Raw genomic sequence first — 13,333 nt, forward strand, 5'->3', positions numbered from 1 at the left:
GCATAGTAGCAGGCCGACCCCGCCAGGCAGATGACAGGGCGCACTTTGCCAGAGGTTTGTCAGAGGTTTGCCTCGGGCTGCTCGCACCCGTTTCGGGCAATGGCTATAATCGGCCGTTTTGACACCGGAGCGGACGCCATGCGCCAGCCCTTTGCCCCAGCCCTGTTGCTGGCCGCCAGCGCACTGATCCAGTCCTGCGGCCAGACCGGCCCCCTGTACATGCCCGACCAGCCACCGCCAGGCGCACAGGCCGGGGCTGCGGATGCCGGCCAGGGTCCAACAGCAACCACTCCTGATACCACCCCCGATGCCAGCCCAGATGCCGCCACTGATGCCGGCACCGGCACCGGCCCGACTCCCGAAAACTGAAGACGCACATGACCCATTTTCATTATCAACAGGGCGAACTGTTCGCCGAGGGCGTTGCCGCCAGCGCCATTGCCCAGCAGTTCGGCACCCCCTGCTACGTGTACTCCCGCGCTGCGCTGGAGCAGTCCCTGGCGGCCTACCAGGCGGCGCTGGCGGATGTCCCCCACCTGATCTGCTACGCGGTGAAGGCCAACTCCAGCCTGGCGGTGCTGGACATTCTCGCCCGCCGCGGCGCCGGCTTTGACATTGTGTCGGTGGGCGAGCTGGAGCGGGTCGTGGCCGCCGGTGGCGACCCGGCCAAAACGGTGTTCTCAGGCGTTGGCAAAACCGCCGCGGAAATGGCCCGCGCGCTGGAGCTCGGCATTCACTGCTTTAACCTGGAATCCGCCGCGGAACTGGAAGTGCTGAACCGGGTGGCCGGCGAGCTGGGCACGGTGGCCCCGGTCTCGGTGCGCGTGAACCCCGACGTGGACGCCCGCACCCACCCCTACATTTCCACCGGCCTGAAGGAGAACAAGTTCGGCGTAACAATGGAGGAGGCCCTGCGGGTCTACCGCCGCGCCGCCGAGCTGCCCCACGTGGCGGTGCGCGGCCTGGACTGCCACATCGGCTCCCAGCTCACCGAGCTGAGCCCCTTTATTGATGCCCTCAAGCGCCTGCTGACCCTGGTGGACCAATTGGCCGCAGAAGGCATTGCCATCGCGCACCTGGATCTGGGTGGTGGCCTGGGCGTGCGCTATCGCGACGAAGCGCCGCCGTCCATCGCCAGCTATATCGGCGCCATTCGCGCCGAACTGGGTGACCGCCCGCTGCAGCTGGTGCTGGAACCCGGCCGCTCCATCGCCGCCAATGCCGGCTTGCTGCTGACCACGGTGGAATACACCAAGCCCACCCCGGCGCACAATTTCGCCCTGGTGGACGCGGCCATGAACGACATGATCCGCCCCGCCCTGTACCAGGCCTGGCTGGACATTCAGCCGGTGCAGGCAACACCGGGCCGGGCGCCGAAGGTGTGGGATATTGTCGGGCCGGTGTGCGAAACCGCCGACTTCCTGGGCAAGGATCGCGAACTGGCCATTGCCGATGGCGATGTGCTGGCAGTGTTTGGCGCCGGTGCCTACGGCTTCACCATGAGCTCCAACTACAACACCCGCCCCCGGGCCGCGGAAGTGATCGTAGACGGCGATCAGCTGCACCTGGCGCGCCGCCGGGAAACCCTGGACGACCTGCTGCGCGGCGAACAGCGCCTGCCCGGCAACGGCTGAGCCATGATCCTGCGCTTTACCAAGATGCACGGCGCCGGCAATGACTTTGTGGTCATCGACCTGGTCAGCCAGCGCTGCAAGCTGCGCCCCAAGGACATCCGCAAGCTGGCCGACCGCCGCTTTGGCATCGGCTGCGACCAGGTGCTGGTGGTGGAGCCGCCGCGCCAGCCGGATGTGGACTTTCGCTACCGCATTTACAACGCCGACGGCGGCGAGGTGGAACAGTGCGGCAACGGCGCGCGCTGTTTCGCCCGCTTTGTGCGCGAGCACAAGCTCACCGCCAAAAAACGCATTTCGGTGGAAACCGCCGGTGGCGTGCTGGTGCTGAACGTGCGCGACCGCGAACAGGTGGAAGTGGACATGGGTCCGCCGCGTTTCGAGCCGCAGGACATTCCGCTGCGCGCCGACCAGCGCGCCGCCTCCTACTCACTGGCCCTGGGCGAACAGCGCCTGGAAGTGGGGGCGCTGTCGATGGGCAACCCCCACGCCATCCTGCGGGTGGACAACGTCGACAGCGCCGACGTACTGGGCCTGGGGCCACAGGTGGAACACCACCCGGACTTTCCCCAGCGGGTGAACGCCGGCTTTATGCAGGTGGTGAACGAAGCGGAGATTCGCCTGCGCGTGTTCGAGCGCGGCGTTGGCGAAACCCTGGCCTGCGGCACCGGCGCCTGCGCCGCCGTGGCCTACGGGCGCAGCCGCGGCTGGCTGGGCGAAACCGTGACAGTTCACCTGCCGGGGGGTAAGCTCTCCATAACGTGGCGGGGCGAAGGCCACAACGTCATGATGACCGGTCCCACTGCAGTGGTATTTGAAGGCACAATAAAACTCTGAAGCCGGTCACACCCGGCCACAGGGAGACCAGGGGAGAACAGGCCATGTCCGCCACCCACGATGCCGTCGCCATGAGCGACGCAACCGCGCTGGATGACGAACAGGTACGCGAGTACCTGAAAACCCATAGCGATTTTCTGCAGCGCCACCCGGATTTGCTCGACCACCTGCACGTCAGCCACGCCTCCGGCAGCGCGGTGTCGCTGGTGGAAAAGCAGGTAAGCGTGCTGCGCGAGCGCAACATGGAAATGCGCCACCGCCTGAACGCCCTCACGGTCAACGCCCGCGACAACGACAAGCTCTACGAGCGCACCCGCGCCCTGGTGCTGCGCCTGCTGGATGCCGCCGACCAGGCCGGACTGTGCGATGCCTTTATTCACAGCATGCGCGAAGACTTCGACATCGAGTTTGCCAGCATCATCCTGTTTGGCGAGCCGGCGGAGTCGCGCGGCAACCTGCGCTTTGAAACCAGCGAGAAGGTGAAGCTGGAGATCGGCGGCCTGCTCAAAGGTCGCAAGCCCCTGTGCGGCGCCCTGCGCAAGGAGGAGTTCGAGTTCATCTTTGCCAATGGCGGCAACATCGGCTCGGCCGCAGTCATGCCGCTGAAGGGCGACAACCGGGTGGGCCTGATTGCCGTGGGCAGCACCGACGCCAACCGCTATTACAACGGCATGGGCACCCTGTTCCTGCAACACATTGCCGATGTGCTGGTGCGCCTGCTGGCGCGCCCGCCCGGCAACGCGCGGGGCTGACATGGCCATCGAGGTCGTCACCTTCGACCTGGACAACACCCTGTGGGATGTGGAGCCGGCCTTGAAGCGCGCCGAAGAGGCCCAGCGCGCCTGGCTGCTGCAGCACCGCCCGGGCACCATTGAGCACCACGACCACGCCAGCCTGTGGGAATTCAAGAAAGACGTGTTCCGCCGCCACCCGGAGCTGGCCCACCATGTCAGCCACTTTCGCCTGCAGACCTTAAAGGAATTGCAGCGGCTGGCCGGCTACAGCGAGGCCGAGGCCGAGAGCGGGGCAAAGGGTGCCTTTGCCGAATTTCTCATTGAGCGGCAGCGGGTGGACCTGTACGCAGAAGCCCTGGAAGTGCTGCAACAGCTGGCCGGGCGCTACAAGCTCGGCGCCCTCACCAACGGCAACGCCGATATCTACAAAACCGACGCCGCCGAGTACTTCGACTTTGCCTTTCTGGCCGAGGACGTGGGCGCCAGCAAGCCGGCGCCGGACATGTTCCACGCCGCCCTCGATCTGACCGGCGCCAAGCCCGGCAACGTCGCCCACGTGGGCGACAACCCTGAGCACGACATTGCCGGCGCCAAGAGCGTGGGGTTTCATACAGTGTGGATGAATCAGGCGGGCATCGAATGGCCCGGCGGGGAGCCCGCAGACCGGAAAATCGCCAATCTGCGGGAGCTGCCGGCGGCGCTGGAGAGCCTGGCCGCCGGTTGAGACTTAACTAGATGGCGTCCTCGCCGGTTTCGCCGGTGCGGATGCGAATCACCTGCTCCAGGTCGGAGACAAAAATCTTACCGTCGCCAATCTTGCCGGTGTTGGCCGAGTTGATGATGGCCTCGATGGTCGCCTCAACCTGGCTCTCGCCCACGGCGATTTCCAGCTTCAGCTTGGGCAGAAAGTCCACCACGTATTCAGCGCCGCGGTAGAGTTCGGTGTGCCCGCGCTGGCGGCCGAAGCCCTTGACCTCGGTCACCGTGATGCCCTGGACCCCAATGTCCGACAGCGCCGAGCGCACATCGTCCATCTTGAAGGGCTTGATAATTGCGGTAACCAGTTTCATGCCTGACAGCCTCCGGTGTGGTTGAACATCCTATTATGGGTGGTGGCGCGTAAATGGCAATTAGCGGTACACCGGGAAGCGCGCACAGATATCCAGCACCTTGCCCTTCACGTCCTCGATCACCGCATCGGCATTGCCGTTTTCCAGGGCTTCGAGCACGTCGCACATCCAGCCGGTCAGCTCCACCGTTTCGGCTTCGCCGAAGCCGCGGGTGGTGATGGCGGGGGTGCCCACGCGCAGGCCAGAGGTAATGAAGGGCGAGCGGGGGTCGTTGGGCACGGCGTTTTTGTTGACGGTGATGTTGGCCTTGCCCAGGGCTTCGTCGGCGTCTTTGCCGGTGTAGGACTTGCCGATCAGGTTCACCAGCATCAGGTGGTTGTCGGTGCCGCCGGAGACAATGTCGATACCGCGCTCGATGAAGGTGGCGGCCATGGCCCGGGCGTTGGCAACCACCTGCTTCTGGTAGTTGACAAACTCGGGGCTGGCGGCCTCTTTGAAGCTGACGGCCTTGGCGGCAATCACGTGCATCAGCGGGCCACCCTGGCCGCCGGGGAACACGGCGCTCTGGAACTTCTTCTCCAACTCTTCGTTGGCCTTGGCCAGGATGATGCCGCCGCGCGGCCCGCGCAGGGTTTTGTGGGTGGTGGAGGTCACCACGTGGGCGTGGGGCACCGGGTTGGGATACACGCCGGCGGCAATCAGGCCGGCCACGTGGGCCATGTCCACCATCAGGTAGGCGCCCACCTTGTCGGCAATCGCGCGGAAACGCGCCCAGTCCATCACCCGGGAATAGGCGGAGAAGCCGGCCACGATCATCTTCGGCTTGTGCTCCAGGGCCAGGGCTTCCACCTGGTCGTAGTCCACTTCGCCGGTCTCGGGGTTCAGGCCGTACTGCACCGCGTTGTACATCTTGCCGGAGAAGTTGGGCTTGGCGCCGTGGGTCAGGTGGCCGCCATCGGCCAGGCTCATGCCGAGCACGGTGTCGCCGGGGGCGCACAGGGCCTGGTAGACCGCCGAGTTGGCCTGGGAGCCGGAGTGAGGCTGCACGTTGGCGTAGTCGGCGCCGAACAGCTTGCACACCCGCTCAATGGCCAGGCGCTCGGCCTCGTCCACGTACTCGCAGCCGCCGTAGTAGCGTTTGCCGGGGTAGCCTTCGGCGTACTTGTTGGTCAGCACGGTGCCCTGGGCCTGCATGACCCGGGGGCTGGTGTAGTTCTCGGAGGCGATGAGCTCGATGTGCTCTTCCTGACGGCGCTCCTCATCGCCAATTGCGGCAAAAATTTCGTCGTCAAAACCCTGGATGGTCTGGCTGCGGTCAAACATCGGTATCCCCCGGCGCGGTGAGGGCCCAGCTTGGCGAGGTTCGCGGCAGGGGGCCCGGTTTGGAAAGGCGCACATTCTACTGAAAAACGCCGCGGCCGATAAGCCTGATAGATTGGCCTGATTAATAGGCCAGAGGCGCCCTGTATTATTTCTGTCACTTTTTGGACATATAGTAGCCTCCGATGGCAACGAATCAGCAGGGAAACCGACAACCGCAATGAACATCACCATTTTTGGCAGTGGCTACGTGGGCCTGGTACAGGCCGCCATTTTCGCCGACGTGGGCCACCGCGTGGTCTGCATGGATATCGACGCCGCGCGGGTCGACCGCCTGCGCGAGGCCGATGTGCCCTTCTTCGAGCCGGGCCTGTCCAGCCTGATCCGCTCCGGCCTGGACAGCGGCCTGCTGTCTTTCACCACCGACACCAAGGCGGCGGTGCAGGCCGGCGACTACCTGTTCATCTGCGTGGGCACCCCGCCCACCTCCGAGGGCGCCGCCGATATGAGCCAGGTGATGGACGTGGCCTCGGCCATTGCCCGCTACATGGCCAGCCGCAAAGTGGTGATCACCAAGTCCACGGTGCCGGTGGGCACCACCGACGCGGTGCTGGCCCACATCAAGCAGGCCCTGCACGACCAGGGCCGCGACATTGCGGTGGAGGTTGCCTCCAACCCGGAATTCCTCAAGGAGGGCTCCGCCGTGGCCGACTGCCAGAGCCCGGACCGCATCGTGATTGGCACCCGCTCGCCCAAGGTGCTGGAAGAACTGCGCCGCATGTACCAGGCCTTCAACCGCAACCGCGAGAAGATCATGGCCATGGACCCGCCCAGCGCGGAGATGACCAAGTACGCCTCCAACGCCCTGCTGGCCACCAAAATCAGCTTCATGAACGAAATGGCCAATATCGCCGAGGCGGTGGGGGCGGATATCGAGGATGTTCGCCGCGGCATTGGCGCCGACCCCCGCATTGGCTACCAGTTCATCTACCCCGGCTGCGGCTACGGCGGCTCCTGCTTCCCCAAGGACGTGCGCGCCCTAAAATACCTGGCCGGCCAGCACGGCCACCGGGCGGAAATCCTCACCGCCGTGCACGACACCAACCAGCGCCAGAAGAACAAGCTGGCCGAGCGGGTCATGGCGCGCCTGGGCTTTGATTTGACCGGCAAGACCATCGCCGTGTGGGGCCTGTCCTTCAAGCCCAACACCGACGACATGCGCGAGGCCCCCAGCCGCTATGTACTGGAAGGCATCTGGTCCTGCGGCGGCCGGGTGCAGGCCTTCGACCCCCGGGCGGGGGACGCCTGTCGGGCGCTGTACGGCGAGCGCGACGACCTGAGCATCACCGAGCACAAGGAACAGGCCCTGGAGGGCGCCGACGCCCTGGTGATCTGCACCGAGTGGAAGGCCTTCTGGTCGCCCGACTTCGAGCAGGTGAAAGCCCTGCTGAAACAGCCGCTGATTTTCGACGGGCGCAACCTCTACAACCCGGCCTATCTGGAGGAACTGGGCATCGAGTACTACGGCATCGGCCGCGGGCGCTCGCTGCACGCGGCGGCCTGAGCGGCACCGCCGGGCCGCCACAAAGGTTTACACCTCCCCCGCACCCGGTGATACTCGACCCTTCATTCACCGGGCATTATCGGGCATGACAGACAAGGCAGTACTGGGCTGGCGGGAATGGCTGGCCCTGCCGGACCTCGGCATCGAACGCATCAAGGCCAAAATCGACACCGGGGCGCGCACCAGCGCCCTGCACGCCTTTTACGTGGAGCCCTTCGAGCGCGACGGCGCCGAATGGGTGCGCTTTGGCATCCACCCCTGGCAGCGCAACACCGAAAAAGAGGTGCACTGCGAAGCAAAGGTGCTGGACAAGCGCCAGGTCACCGACTCCGGCGGCCACCGCGAACACCGCTATGTGATCCAGAGCCGGGTGCAGGTGGGCGAGCGCATCATCGACGCCGAGATCACCCTCACCGACCGCGAGACCATGCGCTTTCGCATGCTGCTGGGGCGCACCGCCATGCGCGGCACCTTTTTAGTGGATTCCGCCCGCTCCTACCTGCAGGGCGCGCGCCCGGACAAGGAGCCAAAAGCGTGAGCCGCACGCCCCTGGTGATTGGCGGCAAGACCATAGAGCCCGACGGACACTACACGGTGGACATCCCGGTGGCCCCCATGTACACCCACGATAACCTGTCGATCAGCGTGCAGGTGATCAGCGGCAAGCGGCCCGGGCCGGTGCTGTTTGTGTGCGCCGCCGTTCACGGCGATGAGATCAACGGCGTGGAGATCATCCGCCGCCTGCTCAAGGACCCACAGCTCAAGCGCCTCAAGGGCACCCTGATCGCCATTCCCATCGTCAATGTGTACGGGTTTATCAACCACACCCGCTACCTGCCGGACGGGCGCGACCTCAACCGCTCCTTCCCGGGCTCCAGCCGTGGCTCCCTGACCGGGCGCATTGCCCACACCTTCATGCAGGAGATCGTTGCCCACTGCAGCCACGGCATCGACCTGCACACCGGTGCCCGCCACCGCAGCAACTTCCCGCAGATTCGCGCCAACCTGGAAGACGAGGCCACCCTGGCCATGACCGAGGCCTTCGGCGCCCCGCTGGCCATCGACGCGCCGATCCGCGACGGCTCCCTGCGCGGCGCCGCCGGCGACATGGGCGTGCCGGTGCTGCTGTACGAAAGCTGCGAGGCCCTGCGCTTTGACGAGATTTACATCCGCGCTGGCGTCAAGGGGGTGCTGAATGTCATGCGCCACCTGGGCATGCTGCGCAAAAGCCGCGCCAAGGCCCTGAAAAAACCGCTGATCAGCCGCAGCACCCACTGGCTGCGCGCGCCGGAGAGCGGCATTCTGCGGGTGCTGGTACCGCTGGGGGCGGAGGTGCAGGCGGGCCAGATCATCGGCTTTATTGCCGACCCGCTGGGCACCAGCGAGGTGGATGTGGTGGCCGATTCAGCCGGCATTGTGATTGGCCGCACCAACCTGCCGCTGGTGTACGAGGGCGACGCCCTGTTCCACATTGCCGAGGTGGACCGGCGCCGCAAGTGGGAGGTGGATGCCTTCCGCGAGGACTACCAGCCCGACGAGCACGAGTTGGACCCGGAAGACCTCAGCTCGGCGCCCATCGCCGACTAGGCTTCTGTCAAAACCGAGCCGGCGATAACCGACCCGGCAACTATCAACCTGGCAACTATCAACCTGGCAACTAGCGACCCGGCCACCACAGGCGCAGCCAGTGGGGCCGCCAGCTCAGGGTAAAGGCCACCGCCGCGGCAGACACCGCCAGCAGCATCAGCCAGACCAGCGCCGCCATCGACGGCGCATCCGCGCGCAGGCACAACCACAGCGACAGCAGCAGGGCCAGGCTGCCAGCCACCTGCAGGGCGCGCCGGGTGCCATGGGCCAGTGGCGTGCCCCTGCGCACCTGGCGCCAGTGGGCGGGCTTGGCCAGGGCAAACCAGGCCATGGCGCAAAAACTGCAGATAGCGGCCACCAATAACAACAGCACAGCCTCACCCACGGGCCGGCTCCAGGGCATCCAGCGGGGCGTGGCCAGTGGTAGCCAGCGCCTGCGCCCGCACCCCTTCGCGCACCCGCAGCAGGCGCGCCGAGCGCACCGCCACCGCGGCACTCAGCAGCAGGCAGATATCAACGCCGGCCACCGGCCAGTAGGACGCCGCCAGTGTCTTGCCCAGGTGATCGCCCGTGGTGAGCCAGTTCAGCAGCACCGCCGCCACCGCCAGCGCGGCATAGGCCCAGCACTGTTCGCGCCAGGCCGGTGACATCAGCCCCCGGGCCACCGGCGCGCTGCGCGAGGCGGCATGGGCCAGGGCGGCGAGCCAGCTGTACCAGAACAGGCGTTCCTGCCACACACCGCGGCCCACCATGTCCTCGGGCAACAGCCGGTTGGCCACCAGCATGGTCGCGGTGGCCAGCAGCATGCCGGTAACGGCGGTGACGGCCAGGGCATCCACCCAACGCACCAGCATTGCCGACTGCCCGGCCATCTGCCGCTTGCGCTTCTCGACGAAGAACACAAAGCCGGTGGCGATGCAGACACAGCCGGCCAGCCCGCCGAACACATACAGCCAGCGCAGCAGCCAGTGGCGGAAGTGCTGCAGGTGCAGGCCGGTGAGGAATTCGTTCACCGCGAACACCGGGGTGAGGGGCGGGTCTTCCCGCAGCACCCCGCCGTTGCTGGCCTTGAAATGCACCCCCTGGCCCACCAGGGCCACCTGGTCGCTGCCGGCGCGGAAAATACTGACATAGCCGTTCGCATCGCCCAGGTGGTCCATGTATAGGTAGCCCACCTCGCCCGGCATGTCGCGCGCCGCCCAGCGCCGCTTGGCCTCGGCCACCATGGCATCCACCGAGGCCAGCGGCGCGGCAATGCCCGCCGGCTCGTGGGGCAGGCCGGTGCGCTCGGCCTGCAGCACCTCGTGCTGCTTGGCCAGCGGCTCCAGCGCGGTCTGGCTCAGGGGAAAGTAGATGCCGGCAAAAATCAGCAGGCCGGTGAAGGCAAAAAAGAAATGAAAGGGCAGCGCCACCACCCCGGTCAGGTTGTGCAGATCAAGCACGCTGCGCTGGGTGCGCTTGTGGGGGCGGAAGGTAAACAGCTCCTTGAACAGCTTGCGGTGCATCACCACCCCGGTCACCAGGGCCACCAGCATGATCAGCGCCGCCAGGCCGACAATCCAATAGCCCAGGTTCTTCCAGTGCAGGTGCAGGCCGTAATGCAGGGGGTAGAAGAAGTCGCTGCCCACCTGCAGTTTGTCCTCGCTGAGGTAGGCGCCGCTGCGCGGGTCGATGCTGGCCCAGCCGTGCACGTGCTGGTGGTCGTCACTGGCGTCTATCGGCTTGTTGGGAATGGCGAATTCGCCGCCGATCTGCAACACCGGGTCGCGGTGGGTGGTGTAGGCATACAGCGAAACCAGCGGCAGGGTGTCCGGGTGCGGGATGTCCCCCTCCACCCTGAGGGCGGTGGCAGCCATGTCGTCGGGGTGCGCACGCAACTTGTCGTACACCGGCTTGAGCACGGTGTCGAAAGACGGCATGGGCTGGGCGGCAAAACGGGTTTCGGGCACCGCCCAGCGGTCGATCTCGCGGTCAAACACCGACAGCGACCCGAAGAAAAAGGCCACCATCAGCACATAGCCCAGCACCAGCCCGAACCAGGTGTGTACCCAGGCCATGGCCTGGCGGAAATTGGCAAACATGGCTATGCCCCCGTTGTCAGTTGCTGCTGCACAAGCAGCGCGGCGGCACTCATCAGGCCGCCCCCGCCGAGCAGCACCAGCCACACCCGCAGCATGTTCCGCGCCGCCCACACCCACAGGAAAATCCCCAGGTAGGCCAGCAAGGCGACCATCATGCACAGGGTGCGGGCCGCATCAAAGGCCATGCCCGCGGCCACCAGGGCCGCAATGCCCACGCTGCTGGCGCCCCACAAAAAGGCGTAACCGCCCAGCAGGCTGGCCCCGGTGCGCGACAGGATGGCCAGCGCCATAGGGCCGGTGTCAGAAGCGGTAGTTGACATGCAGGCTGTAGTCCAGCGGTGTGCCGTAGCGGTACTGGTTAAAGAAGCCCACCTGGCTGTAATAGGTCTCATCCAGCAGGTTGTCGATGTTGGCCTGCACCGACAGCGCGTCGGTAAAGGCATAGCGGGCCATCAGGCTGACCAGGGCGTAATCGTCCTGCACCAGGCGCCCGGCTTCATTGGTGGCGGGGTTGGTGGTGGCGGCGTAGATTTCACCCTGCCAGTTCACACCGCCGCCCACGGTCAGCCGGTGCCACTGGTAGGTGGTGAACAGCTTGAGCAGTTTGCGCGGCGCGTCGGTGTTCACGTCTTCGCCGTCGGCGTCTTCAGCGCTGAACTGGGTGTAGCTGGCGCTGAACTGCCAGTTGTCGGTGAGGTTGCCCACCACTTCCAGCTCGGCGCCCTTGGTTTCGGTGCCTTGCGCGGCGTAGTAGATCATCTCCAGGGTTTGCGGGTCGACTATGCCGGTGGGCTGGGCGAGGTTGTCCTGCTCGATCTGGAACAGGGCGAAGGCGGTTTCCAGGGCGCCGTCCAGCCAGGCGCTCTTCAGGCCCACCTCGTAGCTTTTGCCCTCCAGTGGCTCAAGGGTGTTGCCACCGGCGTCGCGCTGGTTCTGGGGCTGGAAGATTTCGGTATAGCTGGCGTAAAGCCGGTGCTGGTCGGTCAGGTCATACAGCACACCGGTATAGGGAATGACCACATCGTCGTCGCCGTAGTCCAACACTGCGCCGTACTCCACGCCCTGGCGCTCCCAGCTCGCCAGGCGGGCGCCGAGGATAAACTTCAGGCGGTCGCTGGCGGCCAGGCGTACCGCGCCGTAATAGCCCTCCTGCTCGGTTTCGATATCCTGGTCTACACGGGTCGTGTCGGACCAGCGCGGCTCCGGGGAGTTACCGTCCCACTGGAAGAAGTTGCCGACGCTGTAGAAATCGAGCGCGGTCCAGACCTCGGTTTCGGCGGACTGCTCGCTGTGCAGGGCCCCCAGCACGAATTCGTGGCTGCGGCCGAACAGGCCAAAGTCACCGCGCAGCTGCACGTCGACACTGTCCAGCACCGACTCGCCGGAGCTGCGGTAAGGGTAGTAGCTCAGCCCCTCGCCGGTGGCCTTGTCGATGTCGCCAGACAAGTACAGCAGGCGGGTTTTCTGGCCGTTTTCCACCCGGTTGTAGTTGGCGCGCAACTGCCAGCCATTGCTGAAGTCCTGCACCACATTCACAAAGTAGTTTTCGTTCTGGGTTTCCCAGCGGGTCCAGTCGGCGGCGGTGGACTTGGCGCGCGACCAGTCGGTGCGGGTGCCGTCGGTAAACCAGGTGGGCAGTGCGCCCCAGGTGGCCCCAGTGGGGTCGTTGTGCTGGTAGCTGGCGCCAACGCGTAGCAGGGTGCTGTCGGTCAGGTCGGCCTCCAGCACGCCGTAGAACACGTCGGATTCCTCCTCAAGATAGTCCTGGTAGGACTCCCCCTCGGTGTGCCTGGCCACTAGCCGGCCGCGCAGGGCGCCGTCAAAGCCAAGCCCGGCGCCCACATCGGCGGTGGTTTCCACCGTGTTCCAGCGGCCAAAGCCGCCGTCCACATAGCCGGTCAGCTCGGTGCTACTGGCATGCTTGCGCACCAGGTTGATGGAGGCGGACGGGTCACCCGCCCCGGTCATCAGGCCCGTGGCGCCGCGCACCACTTCCACCCGCTCGTACAGGGCCATGTCGACCACGGTTTCACCGGAATCCCCCGCCAGGCTCCAAGGCAGCGGCACGCCGTCCACCTGGTAATTGCGGATTTCAAAACCGCGGGAGGAGAAGGTGTTGCGGACGTCGTCGATCTCCTGCAGGGAAACGCCGGCGGCATTGACCACCACATCGGAGATCGTATCCAGGTTCTGGTCGAGGATGCGCTGGGAGGTGATCACCGTCACCGACTGGGGTGTTTCCAGCGGCGTCAGGCCAAGGCCGGTGGCCATGTCCATGTCTTCGGTGAGCAGGTAGCTGCCGGTCACCACCACCTCTTCCAGGTTACCAGGGGCCTGCGCCCCCGCACTGATGCTGGTTACGCTGGCCTGCAGCGCGGCGGCCAGCACGGTCAAACGCACGCCGTGGTTGCGCATTGGAATCCCCCATCTGTGAAGTGCCCGGAATGTCCCCGGACCATGAAATGCAGCTGGCTTGAAAGCCAAACCGGAATTTAACTGCGAAGCATTC

14 protein-coding genes are annotated in these 13,333 nt (G+C 65.6%); 8 read left to right on the forward strand and 6 right to left on the reverse strand.

All coding sequences use genetic code 11. From position 1 onward, the window contains the following. Window positions 1-138 precede the first annotated feature (138 nt). From lptM to DDZ17_RS14585, 5 genes are read left to right on the forward strand one after another with little or no spacing between them, the layout of a single operon-like run. A complete protein-coding gene (lptM, locus tag DDZ17_RS23040) occupies window positions 139-369 on the forward strand; it encodes an LPS translocon maturation chaperone LptM (protein ID WP_157976661.1) in 231 nt (76 codons plus the stop codon). Between the two features lie 8 nt (window positions 370-377). After that, window positions 378-1,634 carry a diaminopimelate decarboxylase gene (gene lysA / locus DDZ17_RS14570; RefSeq protein ID WP_116367680.1) on the forward strand — a complete coding sequence of 419 codons (1,257 nt, stop codon included), beginning with the start codon at window positions 378-380 and terminating at the stop codon, window positions 1,632-1,634. 3 nt (window positions 1,635-1,637) lie between these two features. After that, window positions 1,638-2,468 (forward strand): diaminopimelate epimerase, encoded by an 831-nt coding sequence (dapF, locus tag DDZ17_RS14575; RefSeq protein WP_116367681.1) that lies wholly within the window; start codon window positions 1,638-1,640, stop codon window positions 2,466-2,468. A gap of 44 nt (window positions 2,469-2,512) precedes the next feature. Then, the gene (locus tag DDZ17_RS14580; RefSeq protein ID WP_116367682.1) at window positions 2,513-3,220 is read left to right on the forward strand and encodes a DUF484 family protein; all 708 of its coding nucleotides are present in this window, start codon (window positions 2,513-2,515) and stop codon (window positions 3,218-3,220) included. A gap of 1 nt (window position 3,221) precedes the next feature. After that, window positions 3,222-3,926: an HAD family hydrolase gene (locus DDZ17_RS14585; protein WP_116367683.1), complete on the forward strand. Its 705-nt coding sequence runs from the start codon at window positions 3,222-3,224 to the stop codon at window positions 3,924-3,926. A gap of 7 nt (window positions 3,927-3,933) precedes the next feature. Here DDZ17_RS14585 and DDZ17_RS14590 read toward each other — a convergent pair whose 3' ends face one another. Further along, the gene (locus DDZ17_RS14590) at window positions 3,934-4,272 is read right to left on the reverse strand and encodes a P-II family nitrogen regulator (protein ID WP_116367684.1); all 339 of its coding nucleotides are present in this window, start codon (window positions 4,270-4,272) and stop codon (window positions 3,934-3,936) included. Window positions 4,273-4,332: 60 nt separating this feature from the next. After that, window positions 4,333-5,595 (reverse strand): serine hydroxymethyltransferase, encoded by a 1,263-nt coding sequence (gene glyA / locus DDZ17_RS14595; protein ID WP_116367685.1) that lies wholly within the window; start codon window positions 5,593-5,595, stop codon window positions 4,333-4,335. A 217-nt stretch (window positions 5,596-5,812) separates the two neighbouring features. Between glyA and DDZ17_RS14600 the strand changes: the two genes are divergently transcribed. From DDZ17_RS14600 to DDZ17_RS14610, 3 genes are all read left to right on the forward strand, one after another. Continuing rightward, window positions 5,813-7,156, forward strand: coding sequence for a UDP-glucose dehydrogenase family protein (locus DDZ17_RS14600; protein WP_116367686.1), 1,344 nt, complete (start codon window positions 5,813-5,815; stop codon window positions 7,154-7,156). An 85-nt stretch (window positions 7,157-7,241) separates the two neighbouring features. Then, window positions 7,242-7,694 (forward strand): ATP-dependent zinc protease family protein, encoded by a 453-nt coding sequence (locus tag DDZ17_RS14605; protein ID WP_116367687.1) that lies wholly within the window; start codon window positions 7,242-7,244, stop codon window positions 7,692-7,694. Beyond that, window positions 7,691-8,743 (forward strand): succinylglutamate desuccinylase/aspartoacylase family protein, encoded by a 1,053-nt coding sequence (locus DDZ17_RS14610; protein ID WP_241505902.1) that lies wholly within the window; start codon window positions 7,691-7,693, stop codon window positions 8,741-8,743. Before DDZ17_RS14605 ends, DDZ17_RS14610 begins: the two co-directional genes overlap by 4 nt. A 70-nt stretch (window positions 8,744-8,813) precedes the next feature. Here the strand turns inward: DDZ17_RS14610 and DDZ17_RS14615 are convergent, their stop codons facing one another. Genes DDZ17_RS14615 through DDZ17_RS14630 form a run of 4 tightly spaced genes read right to left on the reverse strand, consistent with a single transcriptional unit; the run spans window position 8,814 to window position 13,239 of the window. Beyond that, window positions 8,814-9,128 carry a DUF3325 family protein gene (locus tag DDZ17_RS14615; RefSeq protein WP_206613552.1) on the reverse strand — a complete coding sequence of 105 codons (315 nt, stop codon included), beginning with the start codon at window positions 9,126-9,128 and terminating at the stop codon, window positions 8,814-8,816. Then, on the reverse strand, window positions 9,121-10,824 hold the full coding sequence (locus DDZ17_RS14620; RefSeq protein ID WP_116367689.1) for a PepSY-associated TM helix domain-containing protein: 1,704 nt from the start codon (window positions 10,822-10,824) through the stop codon (window positions 9,121-9,123). The genes DDZ17_RS14615 and DDZ17_RS14620 overlap by 8 nt, the downstream gene beginning before the upstream one ends. 2 nt (window positions 10,825-10,826) lie before the next feature. Continuing rightward, window positions 10,827-11,144, reverse strand: a complete 318-nt coding sequence (locus DDZ17_RS14625) for an iron uptake protein (protein WP_206613553.1) — start codon at window positions 11,142-11,144, stop codon at window positions 10,827-10,829. After that, entirely contained in the window at window positions 11,125-13,239 is a 2,115-nt protein-coding gene (locus DDZ17_RS14630; RefSeq protein ID WP_116367691.1) for a TonB-dependent siderophore receptor, read from the reverse strand. The genes DDZ17_RS14625 and DDZ17_RS14630 overlap by 20 nt, the downstream gene beginning before the upstream one ends. Window positions 13,240-13,333 lie beyond the last annotated feature (94 nt).

Source organism: Parahaliea mediterranea (assembly GCF_003402235.1).
GTDB lineage: Bacteria > Pseudomonadota > Gammaproteobacteria > Pseudomonadales > Halieaceae > Parahaliea > Parahaliea mediterranea.